The sequence below is a fragment of the Sorangium sp. So ce204 genome (assembly GCF_051526795.1).
Classification (GTDB): domain Bacteria; phylum Myxococcota_A; class Polyangia; order Polyangiales; family Polyangiaceae; genus Sorangium; species Sorangium cellulosum_B.
Map to the genome: position 1 here is coordinate 4,713,787 of NZ_CP150317.1, position 21,856 is coordinate 4,735,642.

Here is a 21,856-nt window from a genome sequence, read left to right on the forward strand (position 1 = left end):
CGGGGTGACGGCAGGCCGGGGGCGCTCCGCAGTGACGTGAGACGATCGTCTATTCGGGTGTGCGCGATGGTTGAGATGGATCCTGCGACGAAACGAATTCTTGAGATGGTGAAGTCCGGCCAGGTGTCTCCGGAGGAGGGGCTCCGGCTATACGCCGAGCGGCAGCACGCCGCCGCCCCCGCCGAGCGCGCGCCCCAAGCGCAGGCGTTGATGTATTGCCGATGGGTCTGGGAGCCATCGCCCGCGGAGCCGGCCGCTGCGCACGCCGGCCCCGCGCTCGTCTTTGACACCGGCGAGGGGATCCGCCGCGCGCTCCAGGCTCGCCTCGACGGCGCGGCGCCTGCCGTGCTCGTGACGCCAGGGGACGGGTTTCATGAGCGTGGAGAGCACGCGTTCGAGATCCATCCTGGGCGCGACGAGGATTATGCGCGGCTGTTCCGAGCGCTGGAGAGGCAACGATTCTCGCCGTCGGTGATCGTCCACGCCTGGTCGCGCGGTGGAGCGGTGGGCGCCGTCGGGGGGATCGACGCGCGGCTGGACGAGGGCGCGTACTCGCTGCTCGGCCTGAGCAAGACGCTCCTCGATCGCAGGCCGACGCAGGAGACTGCGCTGCTGTATCTGTACGATGCCAGCGCGCCGGGGCCGTCGGCGCTTTACGCGGGCGCGGGCGCCCTGCTCCGGACGTTGCGCCTGGAGAATCCGAAGCTCGCGGGAAAGGCCGTGGGCGTCGTCGCAGCGGATCCTTTCGCCTGGTCGGAGGCCGTGCGGCAAGAGCTCGGGGCGCCCGCCACCGATGCAGAGGTCTTGTACGAGGGCGGCCGCCGGCTGGTGCGGCGGCCGCGCGAGCTCGCGCCCGGGTTCGCTTCAGGCGAGGAGAACCCCTTCCGCCCCGACGGCGTGTATCTCATCACAGGGGGCCTCGGAGGGCTCGGCGGCCTGGTCGCCGAGCACGTGGCGCGGCGGTGCCCCAGGGTCACCTTGATCCTGACGGGGCGTTCCCCGCTCAGCGCCGACAAGGAGCGCCGCCTCGCTGAGCTCGCCGCGCTCGGCGCGCAGCCCGTCTATGTGACGTCCGACGTCGCGCGGAGGGATTCGGTCGAGGCGCTCGCGGCCAAGATCCGGGCCCAGTTCGGCGGGATCCACGGCGTCTTTCACTGCGCCGGTGCGCTTCAGGACGGGCTCCTCGCGCGCAAGACGAGGGCATCAATGGCCGAGGTGCTCGCCCCGAAGGTGCATGGGACCGTGTACCTCGACGAGGTTCTGCAGGCCGAGCCGCTCGATCTTTTCGTCCTCTTCTCCTCCATCGTCGCCGTGATGGGCAACGTGGGTCAGGCCGACTATGCCTTCGCATGCAGCTTCCAGGACCATTTCGCGGCGCACCGCGATGCGTCGCGGCTGCGGGGCGCGCGCGCCGGCCGGACCGTCGCGATCAACTGGCCGCTCTGGCGCGACGGAGGGATGACGGCCGACGAGGGATCGATCGCGTGGGCGCGCAAGGTCATGGGCTTCGAGCCGCTCGAGCGCAGGGCCGGGATCGAGGCGCTCGAGGCCGCGCTGCGAGGGCCGTTCGCGCAGGTCGCGGTGCTCTCCGGCGACGCGCCGAAGATGAAGGCCGCGCTCGGGTTCAGCTCCCCGGTCGGCGGCGCGAGCGTCGCGTCGGTGGCGCCGCCTTGTGCCGGGGGCGGCGCGACGCGCGAGCGCGCGGAGGCCTGCGTGAAGGCGGTGCTCTCCGCCGAGATCAAGCTGCCTCCTGACAAGATCGACGCGAGCAAGCCGTTCGAGGCCTACGGCATCGACTCGATCTTGATCGTGACGCTGACGCGCGCGCTGGAGGAGCGGTTCGGCGTCCTCTCGAAGACGCTCTTCTTCGAGTACAACAGCGTCTCCGAGCTCGCCGGCTATCTGGCGGAGCACCACGCGGACAGGCTGAGCGACGACGCCCGCGGGGAGGCGCCGGCCGCGCCGACGCCGGAGCCGGCCGCGCCGACGCCGGAGAGGGATCCCTCGCGCTCGCGATGGTGGCCCGCTGCCGTGACGCCCGGCGCCCAGCCCGCCGCCGCGCCGGAGCGGAGCCGCCCGACGGCCGAGCAGCTCACCGAGGACGATACCATCGCCGTCGTCGGCCTCGCCGGACGTTACCCGATGGCCGAGAGCCTCGATGTGTTCTGGGAGAACCTGCGGGCAGGTCGCGACTGCATCACCGAGATCCCCTCGGACCGCTGGGATCACCGCTCCTTCTTCAGCCACGACAAGGATCGGCGGGACAAGAGTTACAGCAAGTGGGGCGGATTCCTCTCCGGCGTCGATCAGTTCGATCCGCTCTTCTTCAACATCTCTCCAAGGGAGGCGGAGCTGATGGACCCCCAGGAGCGGATCTTCCTGGAGGCTGCATGGCACGCGCTGGAGGACGGCGGGCATACGAGGGGCCGGCTCGCGCGCGAGCGGGTCGGCGTGTTCGTGGGCGTCATGTACTCCCATTATCAGCTCATCGCCCTCGAGGAGTCGCTCCGCGCCGAGGTGGTTGCCCCAGGCTCCTTCTTCGCGTCGATCGCGAATCGGGTCTCGTATCACCTCAACCTGCGCGGCCCGAGCATCGCGCTCGACACCCTCTGTTCGTCCTCGCTCACGGCCATCCATCTCGCGTGCGAGAGCATCCGCCGCGGCGAGATCGACGCTGCCATCGCCGGCGGCGTCAACCTCACGGTTCACCCGAGCAAGTACTTCATCCTGAGCCACGGCCGATTCGCCGCGAGCGACGGCCGCTGCCGCAGCTTCGGCGAGGGCGGGGACGGCTACGTGCCGGGGGAGGGCGTCGGCGCGCTGCTGCTCAGGCCGCTGCGGAAGGCGGCGGCGGACGGCGATCTCATCTATGGGCTCATCAAGGGCACCGCGCTCAACCATGGCGGCAAGACCAACGGTCTGACCGTGCCGAGCCCCAACGCGCAGCGTGATGTGATCGTCGAGGCGCTTCGCAGGGCCAAGGTCGACCCCCGATGCGTGAGCTACGTGGAGGCGCACGGCACCGGCACCGCCCTGGGCGATCCGATCGAGATCACCGGGCTCACGAAGGCGTTCCAGGCCGGGGGCGACCTGCGCCGCGGCGACGACGCCCAGCGCTGCGCTATCGGCTCGGTGAAGTCGAACATCGGACATCTGGAGTCCGCGGCGGGCGTCGCCGGCATCACGAAGGTGCTGCTCCAGATGAAGCACCGGGCGCTCGCGCCCTCGCTGCACGCCGAGCGGCTGAACCCGAACATTTCGTTCGAAGGCTCGCCGTTCCGCGTGCAGAGGACGCTGAGCGAGTGGCGGCAGCCCGTGCTGCGAGAGGGCGGCGAGGAGGTCGCCGCTCCACGCATCGCCGGGATCAGCTCGTTCGGCGCGGGCGGCGCCAACGCGCACATCGTCCTTCAAGAGTACGACGCGCCGCCAGCGCCGGCCGCCGCGAGCCCGGAGGCCCCGGTGCTCATCGTGCTGTCTTCGAGGGATCGCGAGCGCCTTGCGGCGTACGCGACGGCGCTGCGCGACGGCCTGGCGCGCCTGCAAGCGCCTCATGGCAGCGGCTACCTCCGCGATTTCGCCTACACGCTGCAGGTGGGCAGGGAGCCCATGCCGGAGCGGCTCGCCTTCGTGGCCTCCTCGGTGGAGGAGCTCATCGGGAAGCTCGACGCGTACGTCACGCGCCAGCCCGTAGAGAGGCTGTATCAGGGCAATACCGCCGACGCGCCTCGGCCGGCCGCGCTGGAGGCGGCTGCTCCGGACGACGCCCGCGCGGCGGCGCTCGCCGCGCGCGACCTGGGAGGGTTGGCCGCGCTGTGGGTCGCGGGGGTCGAGATCGATTGGGCGCAGCTCGCGGCTCCCTCGAAGCCGCGGCGGATCTCGCTGCCCCCGCGGCCCTTCGTGAAGGAGCGCTGCTGGATCGGCAGCCCCGGCGGCGCCCTGCTCGCCGGGGGCGCGCCCCCAGCGCGGCTGCATCCGCTGATCGGGCAGAATACGTCGCTGCTGGGAGAGCCGCGCTTCACGACGCGTTTCCGCGGCGACGAGCCGTTCCTCGCCGATCACGTCGTCGATGGTCGGCGCGTGCTGCCGGGCGTGGCTGTGCTCGAGATGGCGCGTGCCGCCGGCGAGCTCGCCGGGCTCCCGCCGGTGCGCCGGATCGCCCAGGCCGTCTGGTCCAGCGCGCTGGCGGTCGATCCTGAGCTGGGTGCCGAGGTCAGCGTCAGCCTCGCGGCGGATCACGACTCCGTCGCATACGAGGTGTGGGGCGCGCTGGAGGGAGGCGCGAGGCACGTCTACGCGTCGGGCAAGCTGATGCGCGACGAGCCAGCGACCGCGTCGCCGCGGGTCGACGTCAACGTCATCCGGGCGCGCTGCCCGGCGCGCTGGTCCGCGGGGACCTGCTATGCGCAGTTCCGCGAGCGCAGGCTGATTTACGGGCCGGCCTTCCAGTCGCTCCAGGAGCTCGCCTTCGGGCCGGACGAGGCGCTCGCGCGCCTCGCGCTGCCGGCGGAGCTCTCGCCGGAGCTTCAGCGCTGCGTCCTCCACCCGGTGCTGCTCGACGGAGCGCTTCAGGCCCTGCTCGGTCTGTTTGCGGCGCGGAGCGCCGCCTCGGGCGACACCTACGTGCCCTTCGCCCTCGGCACGCTCGAGCTCTTCGGGCCCGTCGAGCGCGCGGCGTACGCGCACGCCCGCCGGGCCGTGGGCGCGGCGCCCGCCGATCCGACGATCGAGCGCTTCGAGATCCGGGTCTACAGCGAGGATGGCTCGCCGCTCGCGGCGATGATGGACCTGGCGGTGAAGCGCCTCGACGGCGCGGCGCTCCCGCGGCCCGCGACGGGCGCCAGCTGCTCGCTCTTTCGCCCGGTGTGGCGGCAGCGCCCGCCCGCGCCGTCGGGCGCCGGCGACGCGGCGCCCGGCGGCGCGCTCCTCATCTTCGATCTCGGCGGGGAGCTCGTGGACGCCGCGCGCCAGCGGAGCGACGCCGCGGGCGCCGCGCGCCCAGCGCTGCTCGTCGTCCCCGGGCGCGGCTTCGCCGAGCGGCACGATGGGAGCTTCTCCGTCCGCCCCGGGGCCCTCGACGACTACCGGCAGCTGCTCCGGGCGCTGGAGCGCCGCGGCTTGCGCCCGGCCGAAGTGCTGCACCTGTGGTCGCGCGAGCATCCCGAAGGCGACACGACCGTGCAGCTGGAGCGCGGCATCCTGTCCGTCCTGCCGCTGGCGCAGGCGCTCGCCGCGACGCGCCCGTCCGAGCCCGTGCAGCTCGCCTTTGTCCACGCCGAAGAGGGGACCGGGGTCCGGCCCGCCTACGGCGCGCTCGCCGCCTTCGCGAAGAGTGTCCGGCACGAAGACCCGCGACTGGCCATCAAAGCCGTGGCCATCCCCGCCTTCGAGCCCACCGGCGCCTGCCTGTCGCCCGACCAGCTCGATCGCCTGCTGATCGAGCTCCGTACCGCTGACGGGAGCGCGGAGGTGCGTTACGACCGAGACGGCCGGCGGTGGGAGAGGGCCTGGGACGAGGTCGCATCGGCGCACGGCGACCTCCCTGAGCCCGCGCCGCTCCGGCGCCGCGGGGTGTACCTCATCACCGGGGGCGCCGGAGAGCTGGGGCTCGCGTTCGCCGAGCACCTTGCGCGCACGCTGGAGGCGCGGCTCGTCCTGTCCGGCCGCTCGGCCTTGAGCGCGCCGCGGGCAGCGCGCCTCCGCGCGTTGACCGAGGGCGGGGCCGAGGTCGTTTATTTGCAGGCCGATGTATCGAGTCGCGCGGAGGTGGCTGGGCTCGTCGCTGCGACGAGGACCCGCTTCGGCGCGCTCAGCGGGGTCATCCATGCGGCCGGCCACGTCCGCGACGCGCTGCTCGCGAACAAGACCGTCGAGGAGGTGAGGGCATGCCTGGCCGCCAAGGTGTACGGCGCGCTCTGGCTGGACGAGGCGACCCGGCACGAACCCCTCGAGGCGTTCGTCCTCTTTTCGTCGGCCGCTGCAGCGCTCGGCAATGCCGGGCAGTGCGACTATGCCTTCGCCAACAGCTTCCTCGATCACTTCGCGGTCGAGCGAGAGCGCCTCCGCGCGGAGGAGCGACGGTCCGGCAGGACGCTCTCCATCAACTGGCCGCTCTGGGAGGAGGGCGGCATGAAGGTCCCCGAGGCGGTCCAGGACTGGATGCGGGAGGCGCTCGGATGGACACCGCTGGCCACGCGCGACGGACTCGCCGCGTTCGCCTCGGCGCTGCGATCGGCGCACCCGCAGATCCTTGTGCTCTCCGGCGATCACGGCCGGATCGTGTCGGGGCTGAAGCCGGCCGCGCCCGAGGCGATGCCCGCCGAGCGCGCCGCGCCCGATGCCCGGGTCGCTCAGGGGGACGAGCCGGGGCTTCGCGCGCGCCTGGAGGAGCACCTCAAGGCCCTGCTGTCGGCGGAGATGAAGCTGCCGCAGCACAAGATCTCTGCGCGGGCCGCGTTCGAGACCTACGGCATCGAGTCGGTGATGGTGATGAACATCACCCGCAAGCTCGAGCGCGACTTCGGCGAGCTGCCGAAGACGCTGCTGTTCGAGCACCGGAGCGTGGCGGAGCTCGCGAGCTACCTGCTCAAGCGCTGCCTGCCGCGCGTGGCGGCCAAGCTAGGTCAGGCGGCATCCCCCGGGGCCGCGGCCGGCGCGCCGTCCGCAACCGCGGCGGCCGCCGCGTCGGCCGCCGCCGTGGGAGCAGCGCGACCCCCGAGTGCGGCGGCCGCGCTGCCGGCGTGGCGCCGAGAGGACGACCCGTCGCAGGAGGGGATCGCCATCATCGGGCTGAGCGGCCGTTACCCCATGGCAAGCGACCTGGACGAGTTCTGGGAGCGCATCCGCTCGGGCGCGGACTGCATCACGGAGATCCCCGCGGATCGCTGGGATCACCGCGCATGGTACGACCCCGATCGGCGCAAGGCGGGCAAGAGCTACTCCCGGTGGGGCGGCTTCCTCGACGACGTCGACAAGTTCGATCCCCTCTTCTTCGCCATCTCGCCACGCGAGGCGAAGATCATGGATCCGCAGGAGCGGCTCTTCCTGGAGATCGCGTGGCAAGCGATCGAGGACGCCGGCCATTCGCGTGAGGCGCTCCGCGGCAGCCTCGTCGGCGTGTTCGTGGGCGTCATGTACGCCCAGTACCAGCTGCTCAGCCTGGAGCCTGCCCACCGCGGCTCGGGCTTCACGCCGAGCTCGATCCACGCGTCGATCGCCAACCGCGTCTCCTACGTCCTCGACTTCCACGGCCCCAGCCTCGCCGTGGACACCATGTGCTCCTCGTCCTTGACGGCCGTCCACCTCGCGTGCGCGAGCATCCTGCGGGGCGAGTGCGAGCTCGCGCTCGCCGGAGGGGTGAACCTCTCGCTCCATCCGAACAAGTACCTGGCCCTCAGCCAGGGAAAGTTCGCCTCCAGCGACGGGCGCTGTCGGAGCTTCGGCGAGGGGGGCGACGGGTATGTGCCAGGCGAGGGGGTCGGCGCGGTCGTGCTCAAGCGGCTCCGCGCCGCCGAGGCCGACGGCGACCGGATCTACGCGGTCATCCGCGGCACCGCCATCAACCACGGCGGCCGGACGAACGGCTACACGGTGCCCAACCCCGCCGCGCAGGCCGAGGTGATCGCGCGCGCGCTGCGGAACGCGGGGCTGCGGCCGGAGCAGATCGGGTACATCGAGGCGCACGGGACGGGCACGTCGCTCGGCGATCCCATCGAGATCGCCGGCCTCCAGGCGGCATTCGAGCAGCTCGGCGCGCCGGCCTCCCGGCGCCGGCGTTGCCCTGTCGGCTCGGTGAAATCGAACATCGGACACCTCGAGTCCGCCGCCGGCATCGCGGGCATCACCAAGGTGCTCCTCCAGATGAAGCACGGCGCGCTCGCGCCCTCGATCCATGCCGACCGGCTGAACCCGCACCTCGCGCTGGAGGATGCAGGGCTGTACGTGCAGCGAACGCTGGAGCCCTGGTCCCGTCCCGTGATCGATGACGGCGGCGCAGCGCGCGCCGTCGCGCGGCAGGCCAGCGTGAGCTCCTTCGGCGCGGGTGGGTCGAACGCGCACGTCATCCTCGAAGAGTACGTCGCGCCATCTCCCGAGGCCGTCGCGCCGCAGCCCGGCCCGCACGTCGTCGTCCTGTCCGCCCGCACCCCGGAGCAGCTGGACGCCTACGCCCGCAAGCTCGCTGCGTTCCTGGGCAAGCGGATCGCCGAGCAGGGCGGCGCCTCGGCGGCGCCCCTCGCCGCGGATCACGCGGATGCTCTCGCGCGGGAGCTGCGCGCAATGGCGGCCCACGCGCTCGGCGTGGCGCCTGCCGAGCTCGACCCGGAGGAGCCGCTGAACGAGTATGAGTTCGGCCCGGTCTCCCTGACCCTGTTCATCGAGCGCGTGGCCCAGACGTACGGGATCGATCCGGCGCTGCTCGCCGATCGGGCCACGATCCAGGCGCTCGCGCGAGGGCTCGTGGCGCAAGGCGTGGCGCCGCTCGAGGGCGGGTCCACCACGGCGCCCGCGTGGGAGGGGCTCGCGCTCGCGGACATCGCCTACACGCTCCAGGTGGGCCGCGAGGTCATGGAGGAGCGGATGGCGGTGGTCGCCGCGACGCTGGGCGAGCTCCGCGACAAGCTCGATCAGCACGGCCGCGGCGCGACGGGCGTCGCGGCCGTGTACGTGGGCAGCGCGCGGCGCGAGGCCGGGCGACCCGAGCTGCTGCTGGAGGGCGAGGAAGGCGCCGAGCTCGTCCGAGCCATCGCGCGCCAGCGCAAGCTCGACAAGCTGGCGCAGCTCTGGGTCCGCGGCGTCGAGGTGGACTGGGACGCGGTGCGCCGGAGCGCGGGCGGCGCGAGGGGGCGCAGGGTGTCGCTTCCGACCTACCCCTTCGTTCGCGAGCGGCACTGGCTGCCCGAGGTACCGTCCTCGGCGTCAGGCACTGGCGCGCGGCTCCACGCGCTGCTCGATCGGATCGTCCCGGCGCGGAGCCTGCAGCAGACGCGCGGGCTCGTGTTCCGCAAGGCGCTCGTGTCCGCCGAGCCGCTCCTGCGGGATCACAAGGTTCGGGGACGCTCCATCCTGCCGGGGGTGGGCTACCTCGAGATGGCGCGCGCCGCCGTCGCCGAAGCCGCGCCCGGTCATCCGCACGCGCTGCGCGATGTGGTCTGGCTGCAGCCGGTCATCGTCGACGAGCAGCCGAGGAGCGTCGATGTCGTCCTCCGCGAGGAGGCGGGCTCCCTGCGGTTCGAGATCCAGACCGAGGACGCGCAACAGAGGTGGGTGACCCATGCGAAGGGCGCGGTCGATCTGGGGGCGTCGGCGGGTGAGCGGCCTGCGCGCATCGATATCGTGGCGCTTCAGGAGAGGTGCTCGGCGCCCGTGACCCAGGGCGCGCTCTACGCGCAGTTCAGGGCTGTCGGCATGGACTACGGTCCGTCGTACCAGCGGGTCGAGCAGGCCTGGGTGGGCGACGACGAGGCGCTCGGCCTGCTCACGCTGCCGCCCGAGCGCGAGCGGGAGCTCGACGAGCTCGTCATCCACCCCATGATGATGGACGCCGCGCTCCACGTCATCGGCGCGCTCGCGATCCACCGCGGAGAGAACGCTCACGCGCAGCTGCCCTTCGCGGCCGAGCGGGTGGAGCTCGTCAAGCCTCTCACGCGCCGCGTCTACGCCCACGTCAGGCGCACCGGCGAGGGGCGTTATGGGATCGAGGTCCTCGACGAGCAGGGGCATCCTTGCGTTCGGCTCGTCGACCTCGTCCTCAGGCCGCTCAAGGACGCGGTATCGGGCCCCGACCTGTTCGCGCCGCTCTGGCGGCCGGCGCCCCTGCCGACGCCGGCCGAGGCGCCGCGCGGCTTGGCGGGGACGGTCCTCCTCATCGAGCCGCCCGCGCCCTGCGGCCTGGAGGACGTGCTGGAAGACGCGCACCAGGGAGCGCGCGTCATCCGCGTCACCCTCGGCGCGGCAACGAGGCAGCGCGCGGCAGATCGCTGGGAGCTCGCGCTCGGCGATGCTGCCGCGCTCGACGCCTGGCTCGGCGCCATCGAGGATCTGCGCGCGGTGGTGTATCTGGCGGCGCTGGAGGCAGGGCCCTGCACGGCGGGCGACATGGCCGCGCTGGCGTCGAGCCAGGAGAGGGGCGTGCTGTCGCTTCTCCGCCTGGTGAAGAGCTTGCTCCGCTGCGGCTTCGAGCAGCGCGCGCTGCAGCTCAAGGTGGTCACCAACGAGGTGCATCCGATCCTCCCCGGCGAATCGGGCCGGCCGTACGCGGCCAGCCTGTTCGGCTTCTGCAGATCGCTCTCGAAGGAATGTCCGCGCTGGGCCGTCAGCTGCCTCGACGTCCGCCTGACGTCCGACGACGCGAACGCGGCGGGCGTGCTGCGGGCGCTCGGTCGCGCGATCGTGGCCGAGCCGGCGAGCCCGCGGGGCGGCGAGGTGGCCTTCCGCGAGGGCCAGCGTTATGAGCGCGTCCTTTTGCCTGTGCGGCTGCCTCGAGCGGAGCAGTTGCCGCTCCGCCAGCGGGGCGTCTACCTCATCCTCGGTGGCGCGGGCGGCATCGGGCTGGAGCTTGCGCGCCACCTGGCTGCCAAGGTTCAGGCGCGGCTCGTCCTCGTGGGCCGCAGCGAGCTCAGCGAGGCGCAGCGAGCGAAGATCGCGGGCATCGACGCGCTCGGCGGCAGCGTGCTCTACGTGCGCGCGGACGCCGCCGAGCCTGCGGCCGTGCGGGAGGCCGTGCGCCAGGCGAAGGCGCGCTTCGGCAGCATCCATGGGGCGGTCCACTCGGCGATCGTCGTGCGAGACGGGACCCTCCAGAACATGGATGAAGCGAGCTTCAAGGCCGCGCTGGCGCCGAAGGTCAACGGGAGCGTCGCGCTCCTCGACGCGCTCGCCGGCGAGCCGCTCGACTTCTTCCTGTTCTTCTCGTCGGCTCAGTCCTTCACCGGCAGCGCCGGTCAGAGCAGCTACGCGGCCGGATGCACGTTCAAGGACGCGTTCGCCCATCACCTCGCCCGGACCGCGCCGTACCGCGTCCGGGTCATCAACTGGGGGTACTGGGGCGAGGTGGGCGTTGTCGCTGGCGAGGCGCACGCGAAGCGCTTCGCCGCGCAGGGCGTCGCCTCGATCCGCATCGACGAGGGGCTGGAGGCCGTCGAGCGCGTGCTGTCGCACTCCGAGACCCAGGTGGTCTCGATCAAGGCGGAGGAGCGGGTGCTCGCCGCCATGGGCGCCGGCGCGCGAGCAGGCGCCGATGGGGCGCCGGCGCGCGGCCCGGCAGCGCTGCCGGCGGCCACGACGGCGTCCCGCGCGGCCGCCGGTCCGTCGCGGGCGCGTGCCTCCGCCGGCGGCCCGGCGCCGGTCGACGCACGTGCGCTGCTGCAGCGTCTGGAGAGCGACATCGCGGTGCACGTCGCGCGCGCGCTGACCATGGTCCCCGAAGGCATCGATCGGGAGCGGCAGTTCAGCGAGTATGGTGTGGACTCCGTCATTGGCATCGAGCTCATCAACGTCATCAACACGGCGTACGGCGTCACGCTGCGGACGACGGCCCTGTTCGATCACAGCAGCGTGAGAGAGCTCGCGCGTTTCATCGCCAAAGAGCACGGAGAGCGCGCCGCTGCGGCGCTGGGTGCGGCCACCGTCGACCCGGCGCCGGAGGCGTCCGCGGCGCCCGAGCCCCCGCGTGAGCAGACCACCGCCCGGGCAACGTCGTTCGAGCCGATCAGCGCCTGGGACGCGCCGGCGGCGCCAGCGTACGCTGCGCTCCTGCCGGGCGTCCGCGCCAGCGATCACGCCGCGCCCGCGGAGGAGACGAGCCTCTTGGACGGTGTCCTTCCGCCTGCCATGTCAGCCCCGCACGCGCCCGCGCCGGAGGGCGCGGGGGTCGCGGGGCACCGCGCCGTGGTGCTGACCCGGCCGGGCAAGATCCATGACATGCGCGTCGAGGCCGTGCGCCCGCGCGCGCCGGGCGAGCTGGAGGTCCAGATTCACGTCAAGGCGTTCGCCCTCAACTTCGGTGATCTGCTCTGCGTCAAGGGCCTGTATCCGACGATGCCGGAATACCCGTTCACGCCGGGGTTCGAGGTCTCGGGTGTGGTGCTCGCGGTGGGGCCCGGCGTGCGCCGCGTGCGCGTCGGTGACGAGGTGATCGGCTTGGTCGGCGCTGCGATGGGGGGGCACAGCACGCTCGTCAACCTCGAGGAGAGCGCCGTGGCCCGCAAGCCGGCGGGCATCACCCACGAAGAGGCCTGCGCGTTCCCGATCGTGTACATGACCATGGACCGGGGCTTCGAGCTGGCGCGGCTCGAGCCGGGCGAGCGGGTGCTCATCCACACGGCCACGGGGGGGACGGGGCTCATCGCGGTCCAGCTCGCGCAGCAGATCGGCGCCGAGATCTTCGCGACCGCGGGCTCGCGCGAGAAGCTCGACTATCTCGCCGGGCTCGGCGTCCCTCACCGGATCAATCACCGCGAGGACGACTTCGCGCGCGCTGTCCTGGAGCTCACCGGTGGCCGCGGGGTCGATGTCATCTTCAATACCCTGCCGGGGGACGCCATCCAGAAGAACTTCGATGTGCTCGCCCCGGGCGGTCGTTATGTCGAGATCGCGGTGACGGGGCTCAAGGGCGCTCGCAACATCAACCTCGCTCACCTGGTCGACAACCAGACCTTCTACAGCCTGGACCTGAGAAAGCTGCTCCGGCAGAGCCCCGAGCTCGCCGCGCGCTACCTCGATCGAATGGTCGAGGCGCTCGGGAACCGCCTCATCCGGCCCACGGTGGGGAAGGTGTTCCCCTTCGCCGCGGTGCGCGAGGCCTACAGCTACCTAGAGGAGCGCAGGAACGTCGGGAAGGTCGTTGTCACAACGGCTGATGTCGCCGTCGAGATCCACCCGCCCGCGGCGGCCCCGCGAGCCGGCGGGCGACCGGTTCGGCCCGCTTCCGCGCTCACCTCGCGCGACATCGCGATCATCGGGATGGCGGGCCGGTTCCCTGGAGCCCGGGACCTCGACGCGTTCTGGCGCAACCTCATCGAGGGCCACAGCGCCATCACGGAGGTGCCGAAGGAGCGCTGGGACGTGGACGCCTACTACGACCCGGACCCGCAGCGGCTCGACAAGACGTACTGTCGGCGCGGCGGCTTCCTCGGCGACATCGACGAGTTCGATCCGCTCTTCTTCAACATCTCGGGCAAGGAGGCGCAGCTCGCCGATCCGCAGCAGCGCCTGTTCCTCGAGATCGGTTGGGCCGCGCTGGAGGACGCCGGATACGCAACGGCGGCGCTCGCGAACAGCCGTTGCAGCGTCTTCGTGGGCGTCGGGCAGAGCGATTACGTCGACAGGATGGTTCGGGCGGGGGTGGGGCTCGAAGCCCAGTCGTTCTGGGGCAACGAGCCCTCCGTCGTGCCCGCCAGGCTGTCGTACTTCCTGGATCTGAGAGGATCGAGCGTGGCGGTGAACACGGCTTGCTCCTCGTCGCTCGTCGCGCTCCACCTCGCCTGTCAGAGCCTGATCGCGGGCGAGAGCGAGCTGGCCGTGGCCGGCGGCGTGTTCATCCGCACGACGCCGCACTTCCACGTCATCAACAGCAATGCCGGCATGCTGTCGCCCGACGGCCTGTGCAAGACCTTCGACAACGGGGCCAACGGCTATGTGCCCGGCGAAGGGGTCGGCGCGGTGGTGCTGAAGCCGCTCGACGACGCGCTCCGGGACGGCGACAACATCCACGCCGTCATCAAGGGGTCCGGGTTCAATCAAGACGGCCGGACCAACGGGATTACGGCGCCGAGCGCGCGCTCGCAGACCGAGCTCGAGCTCTCCGTTTACCAGTCGTCAGGCATCGATCCGGGGACGATCACGCTGGTCGAGGCGCACGGGACGGGGACGAGGCTCGGGGATCCCATCGAGGTCGAGGCGCTGACGAACGCCTTCCGGCGTTACACGGACAGAAAGCAGTACTGCGCGCTCGGCTCCGTCAAGACGAACATCGGCCACGCCGTGGCCGCGGCCGGCGTCGCGAGCGTGATCAAGGCGGCGCTGGCGCTCAAGAACGCGCGGATCCCGCCGTCGCTCAACTTCACGCGGCCCAACGAGTTCATCGATTTCGAGGGCAGCCCCTTTTATGTGCCCACCACGGCGCGCGCGTGGGACGCGAACGGCGCGCCCCGACGCGCGGCCGTCAGCTCCTTCGGCTTCAGCGGGACCAACGCGCACCTCGTCATGGAGGAGCCGCCCTCGCCGCCTGCTCCCTCTGCGCCGCGCCCGGCGTACCTCTTCCCGCTGTCGGCCAAGACCGAGCCCGCGCTCCGCCAACGGGCTGCGGACCTGGCGCGCTGGCTCGACACCCTGGGGGCCGAGTACGCGCTCGGCGATATCGCGTTCACGTTGCTCGTCGCCCGGAGTCATTTCCCCGTGCGGCTCGCCGTCGTTGCGGGCTCGCGCGAGGAGCTCGCCCAGGCCCTGCGCGACGCCGAGCGCGAGGAGGCGACCGGCCCGGTGCGGTGGCGCAATCTGAGCGCGTCCCCGGAGGCGCAGGATCCTGGACGCCGGGAGGCTGGCGAGGCGCTCATCGTCGCGCTCGATGCGGGCACGCTGGCCGGCGATCATTACCGCGAGGCGCTCATCACCCTGCGCGATCTCTACCTCGAGGGGTACGATCTCGGCTGGACCGGCCTCTATGCGAGCGCGGGGCGCCGGCGCGTCGCTCTACCCACCTATCCCTTCGCGCGCAAGCGTTGCTGGTTCCAGGAGCCGGCCCGGCCCTCGCACGACGTCGCGGCCCGGCCCTCGCACGACGTCGCGGCCCGGCCCTCGCACGACGTCGCGGCCCGACCCGCACATCCGCTCGTCGGCGACCCGGACAGCAGCGCCGGTCCGCAGGAGCTCGCCTTCCGCAGCGTGCTGCGCCGCGACCTGCCGCTCGTCGGCGACCACGAGGTGCAGGGCCAGCCCGTCGTGCCGGGCGTGGCACAGCTCGACGCGGCGCTCGTGGCTGCGTCCCGCGCGCGCGCGGGCGCCGCGTACGACATCGCGGACTTCGTGTGGCTGCAGCCGCTCATCGTGACCGGCGAGGGCGTCGTCGCACGCGTCGCCCTGAGGGAAGACGGCGCGCATCTGGCCTTCGAGCTCCATACCGAGGCCGCAGGCCGGCGCGTTACCCATGCCCGAGGCGTGCTCCGCCCGCGGAGCACCGCCGGAGCCGAGCCCGGTGCGACCCTGCCGCTCGAGGCCATACGGGCTCAATGCACCACCATCGTGGATCCCCTGCGCGGACCGTACGCCCGGCTGCGGGCGATGGGCATCCGCCACGGCCGCTTCCTCCAAACCCTCGGCGAGCTCCGGGTGGGCGAGCGCGAGGTCCTCGCGCGCGTCGCCCTCACGGCCGAGCACGAGGCGGACTCAGGCGTCCATCTCCTCCACCCCGCGCTCCTCGATGGCGCGCTGCAGGCGCTCGCCGCCTTCCCCACGCTTCAGCGGAGCGGCCGCCCGCACCTGCCGTTCGCGCTCGAGCGGCTGGAGCTCCTTCGCCCGCTCGATCGGAGCGGTTACGTCCACGTGACGCCGGGCCGGGACCCGCTCAGCGTCAATATCGCCGTCACCGACGAGGCGGGGCAGATCTGCGTGCGGATCCGGGAGCTCGCGCTCCGTGCGCGCACCGACCCGCTCGAGCGCGTCTTTTACCTGCCCGCCTGGCGTCCCGTTCGCGATCCGCTGCTCGCCGGTCCGGCCGGCGCCTCGACGTACGGCCGCGGGGCGGTGCTCGTCGTCCATTCGCCACGCTGCGCCGGTCTCGACGCGGCGATCGCGGGTGTCCACGAGCGGCGAGGGGAGGAGGTGATCGCGATCGAGCTGGCCGCGGTCGCAGAGCGCCGCGGCGAGCGCTCGTACCGCGTGCCTGTGGGCGACGTGCGGGCGCTCGACGAGGTGCTTCGAGGCCTGCCGCCGCTCGGGGCGGTGTATTTCCTCGGCGTCCAGCCGGAGCCGTTCGACCCCGCGGATCTCGGCGCTCTCGCCCGCGCCGAGGAGCTCGGCGTGCTGTCCCTGCTCCGGCTCGTCACGGCGCTCGGCCGCGCGGGGTATGCCGCGCGGCCGCTCGCGCTCAACGTCGTGACCAACGACGCTGCCGAGGTGTGGGCCGGCACGATCCGCAACCCGCACGCGGCAGCCTTCTTCGGGTTCTGCCGCTCCCTCGCCAAAGAGCGGAGCGCGTGGGCGGTCGGCTGCGTCGACCTCCAGCTCGGTCCCGACGCGGAGCTCGGCGCGATCGCCGAGGCCATCGCCGCGGGGCCGGGCCGCCTCGGCGGGCAGGAGTCGGCCCTGCGGCAAGGTCGCTGGTATGCGCGCACGCTGATGCCGCTCGACGTGCCGCCCGTCGATGGGCCCCCGTTCCGGCAGGGCGGCGTCTACCTGATCGTCGGCGGGGCGGGCGGCCTCGGGACGGAGCTCGCGCTCTATCTCGCGGAACACGCGCGGGCGAAGGTGGTCCTCGTCGGCCGGAGCGCGTCGAGCGAGGCGCTGCGCAGCAAGCTCGCCCGGATCGAGGCGCGCGGCGGCGAGGCGATGTATGTGACCGCCGACGTCACCGATCCGGCCGCCCTCCGGAGCGCGGTGGAGGCCGCGAAGCGGCGCTTCGGCGCGCTCCACGGCGTCGTGCACTCGGCCATCGTCCTGCGCGACCGGACGATCGACGCCATGGACGAGGCCACCTTCCGGGCTGCGCTCGCCCCGAAGGCCGCGGGCAGCGTCGCTCTCTACCAGGCCCTCCAGGGCGAACCGCTGGATTTCGTGCTCTTCTTCTCGTCGTCCCAGTCGTTCATCGGCAACGCTGGGCAGAGCAACTACGCCGCTGCGTGCACCTCGAAGGACGCCTTCGCGCGCTGGTGGGCCGCTCGCGTCCCGTACTCCGTCCACGTTCTGCAGTGGGGCTACTGGGGCGAGGTCGGCGTCGTGGCGACGGAGGAGCACCAGCAACGCCTGGCGGCGCATGGCCTCTACTCGATCCAGCCGGCAGAGGGCATGGAGGCCGTCACCCGGGTTCTGGCGCGCCGGGTCGAGGTGGTGATGCCCATCAAGGCGAGCGATGCGCTGCTCGCCGCCATCGGCGTCGACCTCGATCAGCGCGCCGAGATCCGCCCCGACGCCGGCGCGCCGCGGCTCCACCGGACCGTCGACGCCGCCGCGGGGCCTGCCCTCGGCGGCCCCCGCGTGGCCCGCGCCATCGACGAGTTCGAGGCGCTCGAGCGTCTGGGGGCGATGCTGCTGCTCGGCGCGTTCCAGCGCATGGGCGGCCTCCGCCGGGCCGGCGAGCGCAGCGACATGGATGCTCTCCGCCGACAGCTCGGGATCTCGCCTGCCTTCGTCAAGCTCTACGATGCGCTGCTCGGCATCCTTGCCCGCGCGGGCTTCATCGTTCGGCGTGGCGCCGAGGTCGAGGCAGCGCAGAAGATCGATGATCCGGCGCTCCGGGATGGAATTGCGGCGTCCGAGGACGAGATTGAGCGGTTCGTCGCGCGGTGGCCCGAGCTCGCGGCCCACGCCCGCCTGCTCTGGGCGTGCGCGTCCCGCTACCCCGAGGTCCTGCGAGGCGAAGCGCTCGCGACCGACGTGCTCTTTCCGCGCTCCTCGAACGAGCTGGTCGAGGCCGTCTACGCGGACGGCGTCCTCGTTGCGCACTACAACAAGGTGGTGCTCTGGGCGGTGCATGCCTACCTAAAGGCGCGCCTCCCCGCCCTCCGGCCGGGCGAGAAGATCCACATCCTCGAGATCGGCGCCGGCACCGGCGGGACGAGCCGCGTCGTGCTCGAAGGGCTCCGGGCGTACGCCGATCACGTCCGCTATGTCTACACGGACGTCTCCTCCGGCTTCATCCATCACGGCCGGCGGCGGTTCGGGGAGGCCTACCCGTTCGCCGAGTTCCAGGCCATGGACATCGAGCAGCAGGTCGCTGCCCAGGGGTTCTCGCCAGGCGAGTACGACCTCATCCTCGCCGCGAATGTCCTGCACGCGACGCGGCGGATCGAGCGCACGCTCCGGAATGTCAAAGAGCTCCTCAGGTCGGGCGGCTGGCTCGTCCTGAACGAGGTCACCGCGGTGCAGTCGTTCACGACGTTGACGTTCGGCTTGCTCGACGGCTGGTGGCTGTTCGCGGACGAGGATCGGCGCCTGCGCGGAGCACCCCTGCTCGACGTGCCTCGCTGGGAGAGCTGCCTCAAGGAGGCGGGCTTCCGCTCCATCTCCGCGCTGGGCCTGGAGGCGCCCGACGGCCGGCGGGTAGGCCAGCACGTCTTCCTGGCCGAGAGCGACGGCATCGTCCTGTCGACGCGCGCTCCGGGGACGCCCGCCGGAGCGCCGGCGCAGCCGGCCAGTACGCCGGCACCGGCCCCGCGGTCCGCGCCCGAGCGCGCGGCCCCCCGGGCGCCGGTGGAGCGCCTCGTCAACGGGCTCACCGCGCCGGCGCTCGTCACCGCGACGCCCGCCGCGGCGTCTCCTGCGGACGAGGACGCTATGCGCCTGCACGTCGAGACCACCATCGCCGAGCGCGTCGCCGCCACGCTGCAGCTCGACGCCCAGGCGCTCGACCGCAACGCGCCGTTCACCGACTTCGGCGTCGACTCGCTGCTCGCGGCGGACATCGTCGCGAAGCTGAACGGGGTCCCCGGCTTCCATCTCCGGACGCAGGACCTGTTCAATTACGCGAGCATTCGCAAGCTGACGGACCACGTCCTCACCGAGTCAGGGGCCGCTCAGCTGGGCTCCTTCGCAGCGGCGGCAGCGCCCGAGTCCGCTGCGCCTGTGCCGCCGGTCGAGGCGAGCTCGCCTGTTGATGCGGCGTCTGTCCACGCGGCGCCTGCTCCTGCGGTAGCGCCTGCTCCTGCGGTAGCGCCTGCTCCTGCGGTAGCGCCTGCTCCTGCGGTAGCGCCTGCTCCTGCGGTAGCGCCTGCGCTCGTGGGCGCCCTGGAAGCGCCGCCGGCCGACATCGCCGTCATCGGCATGTCGGGGCGCTTCGCCGAGGCCGACGGCCTGGACGCGTTCTGGCGGAACCTGGCGAGCGGGAGGGATTCGGTCCGAGAGATCACGCGCTGGGATCACCGTGACTTCTTCGACCCTGATCCAGGCGCGCCGGGCAAGAGCTACAGCAAGTGGGGCGGTCTCCTCGACGACACCGAGCGCTTCGACCCGCTCTTCTTCAACATCTCAGGGCGCGAAGCGGAGCTCATGGATCCCCAGCAGAGGGTCTTCCTCGAGGAGGCCTGGAAGGCGATAGAGGACGCTTGCTATGCTGACGCCAGCCTCGACAACAAGCGCTGCAGCGTCTTCGTCGGCGTCGGCTCCGGCGATTACGGCTCCCTGCTCAAGCGGCTCGGCGTTCCCATCGAGGCGTACACGTTCACGGGCAACTCGAGCTCGATCCTCGCCGCGCGCATCTCGTACCTGCTGAACCTGAAGGGCGCCAGCGTGCCGGTCGATACGGCCTGCTCCTCATCGCTCGTCGCGGTCCACCTTGCCTGCGAGTCCCTCCGGGAGGGTACGTGCGATATGGCGATCGCCGGCGGCGTCGCTGTCATGAGCACCCCCGAGTTCTACGTGTGCGCGAGCCGGAGCGGCATGCTGTCGCCCGACGGACGGTGCAAGACCTTCGACAGCCGCGCCAACGGCTTCGTGCCCGGAGAGGGGGTGGGCGTGCTCGTCCTCAAGCGCCTCAGCGACGCCCTGCGAGACGGTGATCACATCCATGGTGTCATCTGTGGCAGCGGGAGCAATCAGGACGGCAAGACGAACGGCATCACGTCACCCAGCTCCCCCTCGCAGACGGCGCTGGAGCGCGACGTGTACGCCCGTTTCGGCATCAACCCGGCGTCGATCTCGTATGTCGAGGCCCACGGCACCGGGACCCACCTTGGCGACCCGATCGAGATCGAGGCGCTGACGGCCGCGTTCCGCGGTCACACCCAAGCGACGCAGACCTGCGCCATCGGATCGGTCAAGACGAACATCGGCCATACCCTCACGGCGGCCGGCGTCGCTGGGCTGCTCAAGGTCCTGCTCTGCCTCGAGCACCGCCAGCTCGTGCCCTCGCTCCACGTCGAACGCCTCAACGAGCTCATCGACTTCCGCGCGAGCCCGTTCCTGGTGAACACGGCGCTGCGCGACTGGCCGGCGCCGGAGCAGGGCGCGCGCCTCGCCGCCGTGAGCTCCTTCGGGTTCAGCGGCACCAACGCGCACGTCGTCGTCCGCGAGGCCCCCGAGCCCCCGCACGAGCGGGCCTCGGATCGCATGCCTTGCTATCTCGTCGCGCTGTCCGCAAAGACCGAGGACGCGCTCTGCCGGCGCGTGGAGGATCTCGCCGCCTGGCTGGAGCGCGCTGCGCCCGTGCCGCCGCTGCGGGACATCGCCTTCAGCCTGCACCTCGGCAGGAGCCACTTCCCGCTGCGCCTCGCGTTCGTCGTCGACGGCGTCGACGCGCTCGCGCGCGAGCTCCGGCGGGTGCTGGGAGCGCCGCGCATGGCGCTCCGGGAGCTCCAGGCGCCTGCGCGTGCCGGCGGCGGCGCCCCGACCCGGCGCCGGCAAGGACAGGCGTGGCTCGATGCGCTCCGGGGCGGTCGGCTCGCGCCGGACGAGCGCCGTAGCCATCTGGAGGAGCTCGCGCGCCTCTATCTCGAGGGCTGCGACCTCGACTGGGCGCCGCTTTACGCGAGGGAGGACCACCGGCGGCTCTCGCTCCCGACCTACGCGTTCTCGCGCGAGCGGTATCGCCCGCCGGTCGCGCCGGCGCGCGGCGCGCCAGCGGCAGATCGCGCCGAGCGCGTGCACCCGCTGATCGAGCGGAACGCCTCGACCTTGAAAGCCGTCCGGTTTGCGACGCACCTGACCCGAGGCGACGCGGTGATCGCCGAGCACGTGGCGCTCGGGAAGCCGACGCTGCCGGGCGCGGCGTGCCTGGAAATGGCGCGCGCCGGCGCGGCCATCGCGGGCGAGGGCGAGGTCGCGGCGCTCAGGAACGTCGTCTGGTCGAGCCCCATCCATCTCGACACCGCGTCCGGACAGGTCGAGGTCGTCACCAGCCTGCGCCCGGCCGCGGACGGCGCCGACTTCGAGATCGTGACGGGCAACGCCGGGCCGCCCCACGCGCAAGGCCGCGTCGTGTACCGGGGCGCTGCGCCGACCCCGCGCGCGTCGGCCACGCTGGGCCTCGAGGAGATCGAGCGGCGCTGTCCCCGCACGCTGGATCCTGACGACTGTTACCGCGCGCTTTCCTCGCTGGGCATGGAGTACGGGCCGAGCTACCGCGTCATCACGGCGCTCCGCTGCGGCGACGGCGAGGCGGTCGCCCGCCTCGCGTTGCCGGCGGCGCTGGCCGGCGATGCGGCCGCCTATGGGCTCCACCCCTCGCTGCTGGACGGCGCTCTCCAGGTCGTGGCGGCGATCGAGGCCGACGTCGAGGAGGGCGCAGCCTACTTGCCCGTCGCCCTCGGCGAGCTCGTCCTCGTGGGGACCCTGCCCGCGCGCTGCTGGGTGCATGTCCACGCGACCCCCCGACGAAGCCGCGCCCCGGCGGCGCTGCGGCGCTTTGACGTCCGCATCGCCGACGATGTGGGGCGAATCTGTATCGAAATCAAGGACTTCGCGCTGAAGGAGATCCCGCGTGTGGACAGCCCTGGCGCGCGGCCGCCGCGGCCTTCCGGCGCAGATCGAGCGGCGGTCGACGGGGAGACCTTCGAGCGGATGCAGCTGAACATCCTCCGGCAGCTCGAGCGCGGGGGGCTCACCGCGGACGAGGCCGAGCGCATCCTCGCAGGCGCGCACCCTCTGAACGGCACATCCACTTGGCCTTGATGCGTCGAGCGGCGGCGCGGGCGCGATCTCGACGAGCAATCCA

General features: G+C 72.3%; 1 protein-coding gene. It reads left to right on the forward strand.

Translation table 11 applies throughout. The annotated features are described in order from the left end of the window. Window positions 1–105: 105 nt before the first annotated feature. Window positions 106–21,813 (forward strand): SDR family NAD(P)-dependent oxidoreductase, encoded by a 21,708-nt coding sequence (locus WMF22_RS17445; RefSeq protein WP_438036428.1) that lies wholly within the window; start codon window positions 106–108, stop codon window positions 21,811–21,813. The last annotated feature ends 43 nt before the right edge of the window (window positions 21,814–21,856 follow it).

Bases quoted from the DNA above. Each gene is read 5' to 3' on its own strand.
- WMF22_RS17445 (WP_438036428.1), top strand. From the start codon at position 106: ATGGTGAAGTCCGGCCAGGTGTCTCCGGAGGAGGGGCTCCGGCTATAC.